This is a genomic window from Shinella sp. M27 (assembly GCF_049199905.1).
Lineage (GTDB): Bacteria > Pseudomonadota > Alphaproteobacteria > Rhizobiales > Rhizobiaceae > Shinella.
Genome location: NZ_JBLZPK010000044.1, coordinates 8289 through 23000, shown reverse-complemented (window position 1 = coordinate 23000; position 14712 = coordinate 8289). Strand labels below are relative to the sequence as shown.

The window sequence follows — 14712 nt, the reverse complement described above, 5'->3', positions numbered from 1 at the left end:
CGATGATTGGGACGGCATGGCGATTGCTGCGCTTTGCGGTCATGGCTTTGGTCATGGCCGGGCTTGGCGCGTCGATTGCCGTCGCCGCCGCGCAACGCGTTGCCCTCGTCATCGGAAATTCAAGCTACGATCACGCCTCCGTCCTTCCCAATCCCGGCACCGACGCCAAGGCGATCGCGGCATCGCTGGAACGGCTTGGTTTCGAGGTGAGCCTGCGCACCGACCTGTCGAAGGCAGCCTTCGAGCGGGAGCTTGCCGACTTCAGCGAACGCGCTGCCGATTCAGAGCTTGCCCTCGTCTATTATGCCGGCCACGGTATGGAAGTGCAGGGCCGGAACTACCTGATCCCAACCGACGCACGCCTCAAATCCGATCTCCGGGTGAAATTCGAGACGATCTCGCTGGAAGACGTTCTGTCCGCCGTCGAAAGTGCGAAGGGTCTGAAGCTCGTTCTGCTCGATGCCTGCCGCGACAATCCGTTCCTTCAAACCATGTCGCGTCAGAACAAAACCCGCTCGACGAGTCGTGGCCTCGCCAAGGTCGAGACCTATCCGGGCGTGCTCGTCAGCTACGCCGCCGCCGCCGGCACGGTCGCTGAAGACGGTCAGGGAGAGCACAGCCCCTATGCAGCAGCCCTGCTCGATCATCTGGAAACGCCGGGCCTGGAGCTCAGCCTGCTCTTCCGCAAGGTCGCCGACGACGTGCAGCAAAGGACCGACGGGCGGCAGACACCTTTCGAATACGGCCGCCTTCCCGGCACGAGCATCTATCTCAAGGCACCGCAGGAGATCGTGGTGCCGGAGAAGAAGGAGCCGGTGGTCGACGCCTGCCGCGATGCGGCGGCCCATTGGGCTGCCATCGCCGACAAGGGCGACGAGGACCTTTTCAACGATCACCTGACCCGCTTCGGCACCTGCGCCTTCTCCACGCTTGCCAAGCTCGCTCTCGCCGATCTTCATGCGGAAAAGGCGCAGCAGGTGGCCAATGCGAAGGCCAAGGCTGAGGCCGATGCCAAAGCGGAAGCCGACGCCAAGGCCGCTGCTGCCGCAAAGGCCGATGCGGACGCACAGGCCGCGGCCGTGGCGAAGGCAGAAGCCGATGCACGGGCCGAGGCGGCCGCGAAAGCGGAGGCGGATGCAAAGGTGCAAGCCGCGGCCAAGGCCGAGGCCGACGCAAAAGCCGCCGCTGCCGCAAAGGCCGAAGCAAACGCCAGGGCACAGGCAATTGCAAAAGCTGAAGCAGACGCTCTGGCCGAGGCCGCAGCCAAGGCGGAAGCGGATGCGAAAGCAGCGGCCGCCAAGGCAGAAGCCGACGCGCAGGCCGCCATCGCCAAGGCCGAGGCTGAAGCGAAGGCCGCGGCCAAGGCGGAGGCAGAGCGGCTGGAAAAGCAGGCGCAGATCGAGGTCGCTGCCCTTCCCGTGGAAACCGAGAAAAAGCCGGCCCTGCTGCTTGATCAAAAGCGCGACGATGCGCTGCAGGTCACGACCGAACCCGCGCCGACGCAAGAGGAACTGGCGCTCGCCCAGCAGAAGGAACTCGACCGTCTCGGCTGCGAGCCCGGAACGCCCGATGGCAAATGGGGTCGGCGGACGCGCACGGCGATGGAAATCTTCAATCGCGAAACCAAGCTCTCATTCGAAACCACAGCTGCGACCATGGCAGCGCTCGACGCCATGAGAGTGCGCAACGGGCGCGTTTGTCCGCTCGTCTGCTCCCCTCTCGAGGACAAGGTCGGCGAGCAGTGCGTGGCGAAGACGTGCCCGGAAGGTCAGGACCTCAACAGCAGCGGCATCTGCTTCACGCCGAAAAAGGCCGAGCCGATGAAGATCGTGCGTGAAAAGAAGGAAAAGCCGGCGAAGGCCCGCACCGCGACCCGCGAAAAGCCCGCCAAGGAGCGCCCGGTCGCCCGTACCCCGAAGACGAAGCAGCGCGCCGTCGCCGAGAAGCAGCCGACCGTCGTGGAAAAGAAGCCGGTGCAGCGGAAAACGGCCACGGCGACAGGCAACTGCATCGTCATCACCTTCTGCGATCACTGATGCGAATTGCCTGTCTCGAACACCTGTCGGGTCGAGCTTCGTAACCGCGGATGATCGGCAACCCCTCGCCAGCGATATAGCTTGAGCATCGCGGCGAGGCGGTGACGACATAGGCCGGCTCCGGCTCTTACAGATCGCGGAGCGCTTCAACGGTATGCTTGAGCCGAATTTCGTGACATTCCGGCCCGCTACGGCTTATCACTCCCATGCTTTTCGTCGGCTTGAGCCACCTTGTCCTGGATCTCCCGTTGCTTGGCGGCCGTGCGGGCGGGTTGGCTGCGGCTCATGAAAGCCTCCTCAGAGTTCGGTGGGTCGGATGTTATCGACGCGGACGGTTCCGGCGACCACTTCGCGCGGGCCGTCAAGCGGATAGGTGCCGTTCGTCTCATCGACGACGGTGTAGAGTTTCTCGTTTCGGAAGGCGCTCGACGAGGTCGTTGAATTGCCGTCGCCGGGCAGCGCGTCGATCTCCATAAAATCCAGCTCTGCTTCCGCCGCGACGACGCGCGCATCGCCGCTGGAGCGCGCCCGCACCACGACCTCTCCTTGGTTGGGCGCAAGATCCCAGTTCGTATCCGTTTCGGCAGCGATAGGAATGAGACGGTAAAGCTTCAGCTGCTCGGGGTTTGAATAATCGGCGACATGCGCCGGCGTATCCTGCCGCGGCGCGTTTTCATCGAAGCCGACCGACCAGTCGCGGGCACGTGCCGCCATGCCCAGTGGGGTAGGATGAAGGGGGGCATCGTCGCTGCCGGTAACAAAGTGCGGCTCGGCGCTCGCGACACCGTCATTGCTGCGGCCGGCTTTCGAGACCGCAAATTGTGGCACAGCGTCCGCCTCAATGATTTCCTTGCGTCCCGTCTGAGCGGAGACGACGCTTCCAGTGTCCGGGACCGTGCGGGGTTCGACGGGCACAACCTGCTCGTCTTTTTCCTCGTAGCCAACCTCACAGCGTCCCGCGTCATGCATCGCCTGATCGCCGGTCACCTCGCCGGCAAGCTGTTTGAAGTAGCCGGAAATCGTGTTCATCACGCCCATGATCTATCCTCACAGTTTGGTTTCGAGGCGGGCCATCGCCGCTCTCAGGATGCCGCGAAGCTCATCGTCGGAGATCTGTTGGGCGGCGAAGGCGGCGTCGGGCTCAATGCCCGGATCCTCCTCGTGGTCGTTGACCGTTTCGTTGTCGCGCGCCATCGCAATGAGCGCCGCACGTGCCTCGGGAACGGTCGCGACCACGGATAAGAGTTCAACCAGCAGCCGCCGATGGGCGTTGATCCTGCCTTCGAGATCGATCGAATTGCCGATGGTCATGCCACGCGCCTCCCACGATGTTTTGCTAACGGCAGCATCCAGGGATTGTTCCAAGCCCTGTGGGTGCCAAGCTACCTGCGGCAAAAAAACTGGCTTTTTGCGGCCGCAATCTGCTATAAGGATCGTTCAAACGCTTTCGACGGTTCCGGAGATTCTTCTCCGGAGACCGTTTTCTTTTGCGTTCTTGCAGGCGGGAGCCTGCGCGGCGCGCTCTGAAGGACGGGATAAAATGGTTGAAAAGGTACCGATGACTCACGGCGGTTTCGTCAAGCTGCAGGAAGAACTGCGTTGGCGTCAGCAGGAAGAGCGTCCGCGAATCATTGAGGCGATCGCAGAAGCGCGCGCCCACGGCGACCTATCGGAAAATGCAGAGTACCATGCTGCCAAGGAAGCCCAGAGTCACAACGAGGGCCGCATCACGGAAGTCGAGGACTACGTTGCGCGCGCCGAGGTCATCGACCTCTCGAAGATGTCCGGCACGAAGATCATGTTCGGCGCCAAGGTGAAGCTCACCGACGAGGATACCGGAGAAGAGAAGGTCTATCAGATCGTCGGCGACCAGGAAGCCGACGTGAAGCAGGGCCGCATCTCGATCTCCTCGCCCATCGCCCGCGCCCTCATCGGCAAGGAAGTCGGCGATTCGATCGAAGTGAACGCGCCCGGCGGTTCCAAGGCCTACGAGATCCTTGCCGTCACCTGGGGATAAAAGCCGCCTCATGCCGTTTGTAGAGGACATGCGGGACGTCGACGTCATCGCACCGAATTTCAAACGTCGCCTGTCGGGCGTCACCTCCACGATCATCCAGCTCGTCCCGGTGCAAAATGCACTGGGACAGAAGGTCGTGACGCTCGGACCCGGACTGCCGGCGATATTGCCGGCAATGCCCTACCGCGATCTCGTCCGCCTCTGGAGCCTGCCGCGCAACGGTACACGCCGCGTCTGGCACGCCCGCCGCAATGTCGAGATGCTGTTTGCCCTTCTGCTGCGCGACGTGCTGCGCATGCCGCTACGCATCCTCTTCACCTCGGCCTCGCAGCGCCAGCACAGCAGATGGACGAAGTGGCTGGTCTCGCGCATGGATGCCGTCGTCGCCACCTCCGCCAAGACCGCCACCTATCTCGACGTGCCCTCGACCGTCGTCATGCATGGCATCGATGCCGAACGCTTCTCCCCTGCCCCCGACAAGGCCGCCTTGCAGGGAAGGCTCGGCCTCGAACCGAACCGGCGATATGCCGGCTGCTTCGGCCGGGTCCGCCACCAGAAAGGCACCGACCTTTTCGTCGACACGATGATGCGCCTGCTGCCGGACCGCCCGGACTGGTCGGCGATCGTCGCCGGGCGTGCAACACCGCAACATGTCGAATTCGAAAACGTCCTGAAGGAAAAGGTGCGGCAGGCCGGACTGGCCGATCGCATTCTCTTCGTCGGCGAACACACCAATATCAACGACTGGTACCGCACGCTCGACCTGTTCATCGCGCCGCAGCGCTGGGAAGGTTTCGGCCTGACGCCGCTCGAAGCCATGGCAACCGCCGTGCCGGTCGTCGCAACCGATGTCGGCGCCTTCTCGCAGCTGCTCGACAGCGACGGAGAAACCGGCATTCTCATCCCGGCGGATAATCTTGCGGCAATGGTCGAGGCGGCAGCGCCCCTGATGGACGACGACGCGCGACGCCAGCAGGCCGGCGACAACGCCCTTCGTCACGCACTCGAGCATTTCTCGATTGCCGGCGAAGCAGAAAAACTCGGCGCAATCTATGCCCGTCTTCTCGGCAAGAAGGCCTGAGACCGACCGCGATCAATCGGCCCGCCACATCGGCAAGGTTCAGGGCCTGTCTTTTTCCCGCGCAAAGCGATCGTCATAGCCAAAACCCTCGGCAGCGAGCGCCGAAACAGCAGAATGGTTGTGGATCGTGATCCCGCGCCGCGCACAGATTTCTTTTGCCAGCCGGAAATGCGCCATGATACGGCTCCGCGCCCGCACGATGCCGGATCCCGCGACCTGTCCGGCCCGCTCGTAAAAGCGTGGCTGGTCGGCATTGACGATGTCGATGCCCAAAAGGCCGATTTCGCGCGGCTCGCAGAACATCGCGAACTGCAGCGCCGATATCGCGACGGAACCGCCCTGGAAAACCCCCTTATCAGGATCGAGCGACAAACCCGTCTCGCGCTCGCCGTCAAGGACGACAAAGGGCAGAGCCGAGAGGCTGTCGGGCGACTGAAGCATCTTCCGATAGGGTTTTCGGATATTGTCGATGAGGATAATCTTTCTGCCGTCGAGGAAGGCCGGTTCGATCTCACAGATAGCTCTGATAACCTCGGTCGAAAGAAGCAGGATGGTTTCGGGCGAAACATGTGCGCGCACGAGCGCAAAATGGCGCCAGATAAAGCGCTCGTCCTCGATCGCTATGGCAAGCGGCTCGGCGATCGCCTGTCCGATCAGCCCGATCGCGCCATTCAGCAGGATGCCGCTCCGTTTCTCCATAGTGACGAGATCGTTGTCGTTGATCGACGGCCCCGATCCCACGATGAAGATCGACGGGCCGGCGCGCTCGCGCAGAGCCGTCGCGGGCAACAGGCTCCCTACCACCTTTCCGTGATAGACGATGGCGCGGTGGCCTTCCGCATCTGGCGCCTGCAATGCCAAATAGGGCAACCAGGCATGAGCGTGGCGCCTGCTCTTACCGAGCAGCGCCGCAGCCATCTTAACCACCGAACGCCAAGGCGGTCGTTCCGACCACAGTTTCATCGTCAGCCCCTCACGCAATATAGAGAGCGTTTCCCTTCGCTATAGCCAGCTGCGCCCATCTGCGGCAACCGCCAATACGACGGGAGCGCGCTACGGCGGCTACTTGATCAAGGCGGCGCGCTTCCCGTATGGACATAATTCCGATGAACTCCTGACCGGCGCAGCCCCATGACCCTCAAAGCCGTCATCATGAACGACACTCGGTCCGACAACCATTTCGGCTGTTTCCGGGTGATGCGGATCATCGAGGAGAACCTTGCCGCGCGCGGCATCCTTGTCACGGCGCGCAGCCCTGTTCGTCACGAATGGATGAAGGATGCGGCCTTCCTAGCCGCCCTTACTGAAAGCGACGTCGTTGTCATCAATGGTGAGGGCACGCTTCATCACGGTGCACGGCGGGGAGAGATGGTGCTGCGCGTGGTGGATCATCCCGCCTGCGCCGGCAAGCCGGTCGCCCTCATCAACGCCCTCTACCAGGACAATCCGGACGCCTGGGGCCGCTATCTTGAGAAGATCGCGCTGATTTCGACACGGGATTCCCGCAGCGCCGCCTCTGCCGCAAGGCAAAGCGGAAAAGCGGTGGGCTTCGTGCCCGACCTGTCCCTTTGCGAAGCCTTCGCCATGCCGGCCGTCCCCGTCGAGCGAAACCGCCTGCTCGTCGGCGACTCCATCTCGAAGGAAATCTCGCGGACGCTCCTGCAAATCGTCGAGGATCGGCCCGATGCCTATCTTCTGCCGATCACGAAGGCGCTTAAGGCGAGCAAGGCGCATCTCCCGCTTCCGCTGCGCGCTTTCCGCGAGGGCTATATTCGCCTCCACGCGGCGGCATTCCAGCTGAAACAGCCGAGAGTGCTGTTCAACAAGACCGAAGCGGGCTTCATGCAGGACCTGCTTACCGGCTATCTACATGTGACCGGGCGCTTCCACTCGGTCTGCCTGTGCCTTGTGGCGCGAACGCCCTTCCTCGCGGTGGACTCGAATTCCTGGAAGATCAGCGCACTTCTGGAAGACTTCGGCCTCGGCAAGGAAAGACTGCTTTCCCTGCAGGATTTGAAGAGCCAAGCCGGCAGACCACAGGATGCGGCCTATTCCGAAGACGAGCTCGCGACAATCGAGGCAGGACTTCGCCAGTGTCAACAGAAGGCCAGCCACCTCTTCGACGAGATCGCTCGGCTGGCGGCAGGAGCTATAACGGCTTGAAAAGCCAGTCGATCCCCTCGCTGCCGATCTTCTCCACGAGCGTGTAGCCGTTTTTCGCAAGGAAGCGCTGGGCCGGTGTTCCGAAGATCTTTTCGAGGAAGCTGCGCTTGTTTTCGATCAGGATCCACGGCCGGTAGCGCCGGATCGTCTCGATGGCGCCGGTAAGCGCCTGCGCCTCATAACCCTCGAGATCCAGTTTCAGAAGCGAACAGGCTTCCAGTCCTAGACTGTCGATCGGCACACATTCGATATCGCCCTGCCCGACAATGCGACCTGTCACGGTCCGCGCACCATCCTTCGTACCGATGGCCACACGTTCATGGCGGTCCGACAGGCCTTTAGGATACGCAATGGCGACATCGGAGGCATTCCATTCCTCGATATTTCGCGCAAGGCAGGCAAATACATCCGGATTGGGTTCGAAGCTGTGTACCCGCCGGAACTGTTGCGCCATCAGTTTGGTCCAGGCGCCGACATTCGCCCCGCCGTCTATCGCAAGCTCCCGTCCCGGAACGAGTTCAAGGGTTCTCACCAGATGCGCGATCTGGATGCCCGCCCGGCCTTCAAATCCGCGCCGACTTTTCTCGAGGTTCTCACCGGGAGCCGCGTCGATATCCGGAACCCAGAATTCGCCAATTTTCTGCATCTCACCTACACGCTCACCGGACCGGCCCTGGTTGAATGTCAATTGAGGGAGAACTTCGGATCGTTCCGCAGCAGATCCGTGATGTAGCGTTCTTCCGTCACATAGTCATGCGGCATCGTCGCCTTGCGCCATTCTCCCGAAAGCGACTGGCTGCGAAAGAAGTCGAAGCCGAAGAGGCTCGCCTTGGAGCAATCGGAGCGGGCCAGGAGATCCACGACCATGAGACCCGTCGTCGGGCGCGAGCCCACCGCGTTGAAGAGCGTCAGATAGCTCGCATCCGGGTAGAGGAAGAATCCCGGCCATTTGAGCACCCAACCCGGCAGGGCATCCCGGCGCGGCGACATCCAGAAGAGATAGCGCGCCTTCCTGGCTTCCATCACCTGAACCGAGAAATCGATGCTTGTCGCGATGATATCCGTTTTAGCGCCATGCGACCGAAAGTCGGGAACCGGAGCCGCGTTGCAACGGATGACGATATCATGCGCATCTATGGCGGCACCCTGGGCCCGTTCGGAGAGGCTTCGGGCGTTCCCGACAAGGGCAATGGATTTGCCGCGCAGCAGATCGAAAACATCGACCTCACCGAGCGGGGAGACATAGGCGATGCCCAGAAGACGCCGGCTCTTGCCGATCAGTCGCCTCGTCTTCTTTTCCAGCTTGTGGCGGATGCGCTGGAAAATTCCATCACCATGCGCTGAGGCCATATGGCGCTTCCTCATATCCGGACCGGATCAGCCAACCGTCGTCAGGGGCTATACACTATTTTCAGAAGCAGCTCCCATCAACCGTTACAGCTCGACCAGCCCGACCTTCTTGACCTGCCGGATCGTCAGCATCGTGCGCACGGTATCGACCTGTGCGTTGGCGGTCAGTTCCTCGATGACGAAATCCTGGAAGCGGGTCAGGTTCTCGGCGACGCAGTGTAGCAGGAAATCGCTGTCGCCGGAGACCATCCAGGCCTGGCGGACCATCGGCCATTCGCCGGTCGCCGCCGCAAAGGCCTTGAGGTTGGCTTCGGACTGGTGCTTGAGGCCGACCATGCAGAAGGCGACGAGATCGTAGCCGAGCGCCGGCGCATTCAGCATCGCGGTATAGCCCTCGATGATGCCGGCCTCTTCCAGCTTGCGCACCCGGCGCAGGCAGGGCGGCGCGGAAATGCCGGCGCGCGCGGCCAGCTCCACATTGGTCATCCGGCCGTCGGCCTGAAGCTCCTTCAGGATACGGATGTCGATGGCGTCGAGTTCGGCGCGAAACATGGAAGTGTACAGACCTTTCGGGAAGGCGACCGGAAGTGACCCGAATCGCCGCATCAGCGCAACATTGTTACCGCAAGCGGCACAAATATGTCACGCGCCTTCGCTTGCCTGTTGGCAAAGCGCCCACAACACTTGAAACTGTGTACACTCCCCTCATAAATGAGCATTGAAGAGTTACACGCTGGCCCGAACCCTGACGCTTGCGCGCGGGCGGGCCGATTGAGGGGCCTTTTTGCCCTGGAAGGAACGACCATGTCCACCCCCTCCGCCTCCAAGCGGCACGTCAAAGTCCTGATCATCGGATCCGGTCCCGCCGGCTACACCGCCGCCATCTATACCGCCCGCGCCATGCTGGAGCCGGTGCTGATCGCCGGCCTGGAACAGGGCGGCCAGTTGATGATCACCACGGATGTGGAAAACTATCCGGGTTATGCCGATCCGGTTCAGGGCCCTTGGATGATGGAGCAGATGCTCAAGCAGGCTGAACATGTCGGCGCCGAGATCGTCAACGACCTCGTCACAAATGTCGACCTCGACGTGCGCCCCTTCCGCATCTCCACCGACAGCGGAACCGAATGGACGGCCGACGCGCTGATCATCGCCACGGGCGCCAAGGCCAAGTGGCTCGGCATCGACACCGAACACAAGTTCATGGGCTTCGGCGTTTCGGCCTGCGCCACCTGCGACGGCTTCTTTTATCGCAACAAGGACGTCATCGTGGTCGGCGGCGGCAATTCGGCCGTGGAAGAGGCACTTTACCTCTCCAACCTCGCCAAGACCGTGACGGTCGTGCACCGCCGCGACGGTTTTCGCGCTGAAAAGATTCTTCAGGAACGCCTGTTCGCCAAGGAGAACGTCAAGATCGTTTGGGACCATGAGGTCGTGGAATATCTCGGCGCCGATCCGAAGCCGCCGATGCCGGCCTCCGTCAACGGCGTGAAGTTGCGCAACGTCAAGACCGGCGAGACGCGCGACGTGGTGACGGATGGCGTGTTCGTCGCCATCGGCCATGCGCCAGCCGTAGACCTCTTCAAGGGCAAGCTGCGCCAGAAGCCGAACGGCTACCTGTGGACGGCGGCCGATTCCACGGCGACGGACGTCCCGGGCGTTTTTGCCGCAGGCGACGTCACCGACGACATCTATCGCCAGGCGGTCACGGCTGCCGGCATGGGCTGCATGGCAGCGCTGGAAACCGAAAAATACCTTGCAGGTCATATGCCTGTCGCAATTGCGGCCGAGTAGAAGCCGCCAACAAAGGGCGGCGGCATCGTCCGACCGCCCACGTGGGAACAGCAAGATCAGCGACCGGGCGGGAAGCAAGCGCTCCCCGCCTTACAGACCTATGGGGGATAGAATGGCGCTCGACTGGGACAAGCTGCGGATTTTTCATGCCGCGGCCGAGGCCGGCTCCTTCACGCATGCAGCCGACAAGCTGCATCTTTCGCAATCGGCCATCAGCCGCCAGGTGAGCGCGCTCGAGCAGGATGTCGGCATAAAACTCTTCCACCGCCATGCCCGCGGCCTGATCCTCACCGAACAGGGCGAAATCCTCTATCGCACCGCCCATGACGTGCTGATGAAGCTCGAAGGCGTGCGCGTCCAGCTGACAGAAAACACCGAGAAGCCGAGTGGTAAGCTGCGTATCACCACCACGGTCGGCCTCGGCCAGGGCTGGCTGACGGACAAGGTGCAAGAATTCCTGGCGCTCTATCCCGATATGCAGGTGCAGCTCATCCTCGACAACGAGGAGCTCGACGTGAACATGCGCCATGCCGACTGTGCCATCCGCCTGCGCGAACCGCAGCAGTCGGATCTCATCCAGCGCCGGCTGTTCACCGTGCACATGCACATCTACGCCGCGCCCTCCTACATCAACCGCTACGGCGAGCCGCAGTCGATCGACGATCTCGACAACCACAAGATCATCACCTTTGGCGAACCCGCGCCGAACTATCTGCTGGATGTGAACTGGCTGGAGATCGCCGGGCGCGATTCCGACAATCCTCGCCCCTCGGTCCTGCAAATCAACAGCCAGACCTCGATCAAGCGCGCGGCCTTGCTCGGCATCGGCATCGCGATGCTGCCGGACTATATTGTCGGGCGCGATCCAGGACTTATCCAGCTGCCCGTCAGCGCCGATATCCCATCCTTCGACACCTATTTCTGCTATCCGAGCGAGATGAAGAACTCCGCGAAACTGAAGGTTTTCAGAGACTTCATCGTGGCGAAAGCGCGCAACTGGAACTTCTGAGAAAGGCGTTTTGAGAGGCCTGCGCTTCATGCATGGCTGGCATGCACATTAAAAGATTGATGTATGCCCAAAAAACCATCATATCGCCCGCAGCTGATGCATTTCGGTGGCTTTTTCCTCCCAGTGCCACCGCACCAGCTGTTCCCCTCTGGAGGTTTTATTACCTTCAAAACTATAAAGGGCCCAAGTTCATCTTGCGGCCCTCTTTTTTTGCCTTGGGACAGGTGAAACAGATTTTCAACCTTGCTGCGAAAGTTGGCACGCGCTTCTCTTGAAGAAACGCAAGCCCTGCCCCATATCTTAGTCAGTCAATGCACATGCGGTCTTTCTCCTCCCAGTGCCGCGCGTTGGCTGTTCCCCTCTGGAGGTTCTAAAACCTTCAACCTTGCAGGGCCCAAGCTTCGCTTGTGGCCCTCTTTTTTTGCCGATTTTTCTTTTTCAGATTTTTCGGGGCACCTCTTGTATCGGCAAAGCGCGAACCCAATATCGATACTACCCGATATACGAATCGCCGAGCGCCGATAGACATGACCGAACCAGACACCGACGAAATCCTCAAGGCGCTTGCCCATCCGAAGCGGCTGGAGATTTTGGCTTGGCTGAAGGAGCCGCAGAACCATTTCGCCGGTCAGGAACACCCTCTGGAATTCGGCGTTTGCGCCGGTCAGATCGAAAAACGCTGCGACCTTTCGCAGTCCACCGTCTCCGCCCATCTCGCCACCCTGCAGCGTGCCGGTCTCGTGACGACGCGCAAGGTCGGCCAATGGGTGTTCTTCAAACGCGACGAAGACAAGATCGCGGCCTTTCTCCACCACATCAACAGCGCCTTGTAAGCGCCTAAACTCTCCCAGCCAGAAGAAGGACTTCCCATGACCTCGCTCTTCGACCCCATCAAGATCGGCGATATCCAGCTTGCCAACCGCATCGTCATGGCGCCGCTGACGCGCAACCGCTCGCCGGGCGCCGTGCCGAACACGCTGAATGCCGCCTATTACGAGCAGCGCGCCTCCGCCGGCCTGCTGATCACCGAAGCCACGGCCATCTCCCACCAGGGCCAGGGCTATGCCGACGTGCCCGGCCTCTACAAGCCGGAAGCGCTCGAGGGCTGGAAGCAGGTGACGGATGCGGTGCACAAGGCCGGCGGCAAGATCGTCGTGCAGATGTGGCATGTCGGCCGTATCTCGCATGACACGCTGCAACCCGATGGCGGCAAGCCGGTCGCCCCCTCGGCGATCCGTGCCAAGTCGAAAACCTACCTGATCAATCCCGACGGCACCGGCAGCTTCGCCGAGACCTCCGAGCCGCGCGCGCTGGAAAAGGACGAGCTGCCCGGTATCCTCGAGGATTATCGACTCGCCGCCCGCGCGGCCATCGATGCCGGCTTCGACGGCGTCGAGATCCACGCTGCCAACGGCTATCTGATCGACCAGTTCCTGCGCTCGGGCAGCAACCAGCGCACGGACGACTATGGCGGCTCGATCGAAAACCGCGCCCGCCTGCTCTTCCAGGTCGTCGATGTCATCACCAAGGAAATCGGCGCCGGCCGTACGGCCATCCGCATCTCGCCGGTCACCCCGGCCAACGATGCCTTCGACCCGAACCCGCAGCCGCTCTTCACCCATGTGGTCGAAGGTCTCGCCAGGTATGACCTCGCCTATGTGCACATCATCGAAGGCGCCACCGGCGGCTCGCGCGAGCACCAGCAGGGCGACACGCCCTTTGATTATGCCGCCCTGCGCACAGCCTACAAGGCGGCCGGCGGCAAGGCGGCCTGGATGGTCAACAACGGCTACAATCGGGAACTGGCCATCGACGCCGTGGAGGAAGGCAAGGCCGACCTCGTCGCCTTCGGCAAGCTCTTCATCGCCAATCCCGACCTCGTCGAGCGCCTGAAGAACGACACCGTGCTGAACGCCCCGGATCAGGCGACCTTCTACGGCGGCGGCGCCAAGGGCTACACGGACTACCCGGTGCTGGAAAACGTCGCCTGACGTTTTGCGCCTTCGCGGTGGCAGTCAGCCCCTTCCGATCGGCCTCGCCTCACGAGGGCCGGATAGGAAAGGCGTGACAGCCACCGGACGCCCGCGGAATCCTGCTCCGCGGGCGTTTTCTTTTTGCGCGCCTCGTCTACATCTACACGGAGATAGTCGAGGAACCCGCCACCCATGCTCTTAAGCCTCCTGAAGGAACGTTTCCTGTTCGTCGGCCTCGCCGCCGCCATCGTCGCCTATGCGGCGGAGCACAGCCTTCTGGAGATGGGGCGCCTTCCGGTATTGATCGCCGCCTTCGCGCTGGTCGCGGCCATCATCCTTGTTTCGACGCGCATCGCCCACCATGCGGAAATCCTCGCCTCCAAGGTCGGCGATCCCTATGGCACGATGATCCTCACGCTGGCCGCGGTGCTGGTGGAGGTCGTGGTGCTCGCGATCATGATGCAGGGCGAGAGTTCGCCGACGCTGGTGCGCGACACGATCTATTCCGCCGTCATGCTGGATATCAACGGCATCCTCGGGCTTGCCGCCCTGCTCGGCGGCATACGCCACGGCGAGCAGCCCTATAATGACGATTCGGGAAAGACCTATGGCGTGATGATCCTGACGGCCATGGGCATTTCCATGGTTGTGCCGGAATTCGTGCCGCGCGAGAGCTGGCATGTCTATTCCGCCTTCACCATCGGCGCGATGATCGCGCTCTACGGCGTCTTCCTGCGCATGCAGGTCGGGCCGCACAGCTATTTCTTCAGCTATGCCTATCCCCGCGCCGAGCGGAAGGAAGGCCTGCCGAGCAAGTCGCCGGATGAAAGTGAGCCCGCCACCCTCTCCATCGTCATCATCGTCATCGGCGTGGCACTGATCGGCGCACTGGCGGAAGTCATGTCCGTGCTGCTCGGCGCCGGCCTCAAGGGGACGGGCGCACCGCCGGCGCTGATGGCCATCGTCGTCGCCGCAATCTCCGCCGCACCTGAAATCCTGACGGCCTTGCGCGCCGCCCTTGCCAACCGCATGCAATCGGTCGTCAACATCGCCATGGGCGCATCGCTCTCGACGGTCATCCTGACGGTTCCCGTCATGGAAGCAATCGCGCTCTATACCGGCCAGCCCTTCGTCATGGCCATGTCACCGACCCAGACGGTGATGGTCACGATCACCCTGATCGCCGCCGCCATCAACCTCAACGACGGCGAAACCAACGCCATCGAGGGCATGACGCATTTCATCCTCTTCGCCACCTTCGTCATGCTGACGATGATCGGGCTTTGAAA

15 protein-coding genes are annotated in these 14712 nt (G+C 61.9%); 9 read left to right on the top strand and 6 right to left on the bottom strand.

Annotation, left to right across the window (positions count from 1 at the left end; translation table 11 throughout):
- The first annotated feature begins 2 nt into the window (after positions 1–2).
- Positions 3–2036, top strand: coding sequence for a caspase family protein (locus tag ACOZK4_RS17355; RefSeq protein ID WP_421592962.1), 2034 nt, complete (start codon positions 3–5; stop codon positions 2034–2036).
- Between the two features lie 297 nt (positions 2037–2333).
- Here ACOZK4_RS17355 and ACOZK4_RS17350 read toward each other — a convergent pair whose 3' ends face one another.
- Positions 2334–2651: a hypothetical protein gene (locus tag ACOZK4_RS17350; protein ID WP_421593060.1), complete on the bottom strand. Its 318-nt coding sequence runs from the start codon at positions 2649–2651 to the stop codon at positions 2334–2336.
- Positions 2652–3083: 432 nt separating this feature from the next.
- A complete protein-coding gene (locus tag ACOZK4_RS17345; RefSeq protein WP_421592961.1) occupies positions 3084–3347 on the bottom strand; it encodes a hypothetical protein in 264 nt (87 codons plus the stop codon).
- Between the two features lie 229 nt (positions 3348–3576).
- Here ACOZK4_RS17345 and greA point away from each other — a divergent pair, with 229 nt between their 5' ends.
- Both greA and ACOZK4_RS17335 read left to right on the top strand, forming a co-directional pair.
- Complete coding sequence (gene greA / locus ACOZK4_RS17340; RefSeq protein WP_313522872.1) at positions 3577–4053, top strand: transcription elongation factor GreA; 477 nt, start codon at positions 3577–3579, stop codon at positions 4051–4053.
- A 28-nt stretch (positions 4054–4081) separates the two neighbouring features.
- On the top strand, positions 4082–5134 hold the full coding sequence (locus ACOZK4_RS17335; RefSeq protein WP_421592960.1) for a glycosyltransferase family 4 protein: 1053 nt from the start codon (positions 4082–4084) through the stop codon (positions 5132–5134).
- A 39-nt stretch (positions 5135–5173) separates the two neighbouring features.
- Here ACOZK4_RS17335 and ACOZK4_RS17330 read toward each other — a convergent pair whose 3' ends face one another.
- Positions 5174–6052, bottom strand: a complete 879-nt coding sequence (locus tag ACOZK4_RS17330) for a glycosyl transferase (RefSeq protein WP_421592959.1) — start codon at positions 6050–6052, stop codon at positions 5174–5176.
- A gap of 213 nt (positions 6053–6265) precedes the next feature.
- On the opposite strand from ACOZK4_RS17330, the gene ACOZK4_RS17325 reads away from it, so the two are divergent.
- Positions 6266–7297, top strand: coding sequence for a polysaccharide pyruvyl transferase family protein (locus tag ACOZK4_RS17325; protein ID WP_421592958.1), 1032 nt, complete (start codon positions 6266–6268; stop codon positions 7295–7297).
- On the opposite strand, the gene ACOZK4_RS17320 is transcribed toward ACOZK4_RS17325, so the two are convergent.
- From ACOZK4_RS17320 to ACOZK4_RS17310, 3 genes are all read right to left on the bottom strand, one after another.
- On the bottom strand, positions 7284–7985 hold the full coding sequence (locus ACOZK4_RS17320) for an FkbM family methyltransferase (protein ID WP_421592957.1): 702 nt from the start codon (positions 7983–7985) through the stop codon (positions 7284–7286). The two genes, ACOZK4_RS17325 and ACOZK4_RS17320, sit on opposite strands and share 14 nt — an antisense overlap.
- On the bottom strand, positions 7982–8647 hold the full coding sequence (locus tag ACOZK4_RS17315) for a glycosyltransferase family 29 protein (RefSeq protein ID WP_421592956.1): 666 nt from the start codon (positions 8645–8647) through the stop codon (positions 7982–7984). The genes ACOZK4_RS17320 and ACOZK4_RS17315 overlap by 4 nt, the downstream gene beginning before the upstream one ends.
- An 84-nt stretch (positions 8648–8731) precedes the next feature.
- Complete coding sequence (locus tag ACOZK4_RS17310) at positions 8732–9199, bottom strand: Lrp/AsnC family transcriptional regulator (RefSeq protein ID WP_023516337.1); 468 nt, start codon at positions 9197–9199, stop codon at positions 8732–8734.
- Positions 9200–9451: 252 nt separating this feature from the next.
- Here ACOZK4_RS17310 and trxB point away from each other — a divergent pair, with 252 nt between their 5' ends.
- From trxB to ACOZK4_RS17285, 5 genes are all read left to right on the top strand, one after another.
- The gene (trxB, locus tag ACOZK4_RS17305; RefSeq protein WP_421592955.1) at positions 9452–10441 is read left to right on the top strand and encodes a thioredoxin-disulfide reductase; all 990 of its coding nucleotides are present in this window, start codon (positions 9452–9454) and stop codon (positions 10439–10441) included.
- A 112-nt stretch (positions 10442–10553) separates the two neighbouring features.
- Positions 10554–11450: a LysR family transcriptional regulator VtlR gene (locus ACOZK4_RS17300; RefSeq protein WP_117366706.1), complete on the top strand. Its 897-nt coding sequence runs from the start codon at positions 10554–10556 to the stop codon at positions 11448–11450.
- Positions 11451–11977: 527 nt separating this feature from the next.
- Entirely contained in the window at positions 11978–12283 is a 306-nt protein-coding gene (locus ACOZK4_RS17295) for an ArsR/SmtB family transcription factor (protein WP_421592954.1), read from the top strand.
- A gap of 36 nt (positions 12284–12319) precedes the next feature.
- Positions 12320–13441, top strand: a complete 1122-nt coding sequence (locus ACOZK4_RS17290) for an alkene reductase (RefSeq protein WP_421592953.1) — start codon at positions 12320–12322, stop codon at positions 13439–13441.
- A gap of 174 nt (positions 13442–13615) precedes the next feature.
- The gene (locus ACOZK4_RS17285; RefSeq protein WP_421592952.1) at positions 13616–14710 is read left to right on the top strand and encodes a calcium:proton antiporter; all 1095 of its coding nucleotides are present in this window, start codon (positions 13616–13618) and stop codon (positions 14708–14710) included.
- Positions 14711–14712 lie beyond the last annotated feature (2 nt).

Coding starts and splice junctions, on each gene's coding strand:
- ACOZK4_RS17285 (WP_421592952.1), top strand. CDS start 13,616: ATGCTCTTAAGCCTCCTGAAGGAACGTTTCCTGTTCGTCGGCCTCGCC.
- ACOZK4_RS17315 (WP_421592956.1), bottom strand. CDS start 8,647: ATGGCCTCAGCGCATGGTGATGGAATTTTCCAGCGCATCCGCCACAAG.
- ACOZK4_RS17345 (WP_421592961.1), bottom strand. CDS start 3,347: ATGACCATCGGCAATTCGATCGATCTCGAAGGCAGGATCAACGCCCAT.
- ACOZK4_RS17300 (WP_117366706.1), top strand. CDS start 10,554: ATGGCGCTCGACTGGGACAAGCTGCGGATTTTTCATGCCGCGGCCGAG.
- ACOZK4_RS17310 (WP_023516337.1), bottom strand. CDS start 9,199: ATGTTTCGCGCCGAACTCGACGCCATCGACATCCGTATCCTGAAGGAG.
- ACOZK4_RS17325 (WP_421592958.1), top strand. CDS start 6,266: ATGACCCTCAAAGCCGTCATCATGAACGACACTCGGTCCGACAACCAT.
- ACOZK4_RS17335 (WP_421592960.1), top strand. CDS start 4,082: ATGCGGGACGTCGACGTCATCGCACCGAATTTCAAACGTCGCCTGTCG.
- trxB (WP_421592955.1), top strand. CDS start 9,452: ATGTCCACCCCCTCCGCCTCCAAGCGGCACGTCAAAGTCCTGATCATC.
- ACOZK4_RS17295 (WP_421592954.1), top strand. CDS start 11,978: ATGACCGAACCAGACACCGACGAAATCCTCAAGGCGCTTGCCCATCCG.
- ACOZK4_RS17355 (WP_421592962.1), top strand. CDS start 3: ATGATTGGGACGGCATGGCGATTGCTGCGCTTTGCGGTCATGGCTTTG.
- ACOZK4_RS17330 (WP_421592959.1), bottom strand. CDS start 6,052: ATGGCTGCGGCGCTGCTCGGTAAGAGCAGGCGCCACGCTCATGCCTGG.
- greA (WP_313522872.1), top strand. CDS start 3,577: ATGGTTGAAAAGGTACCGATGACTCACGGCGGTTTCGTCAAGCTGCAG.
- ACOZK4_RS17290 (WP_421592953.1), top strand. CDS start 12,320: ATGACCTCGCTCTTCGACCCCATCAAGATCGGCGATATCCAGCTTGCC.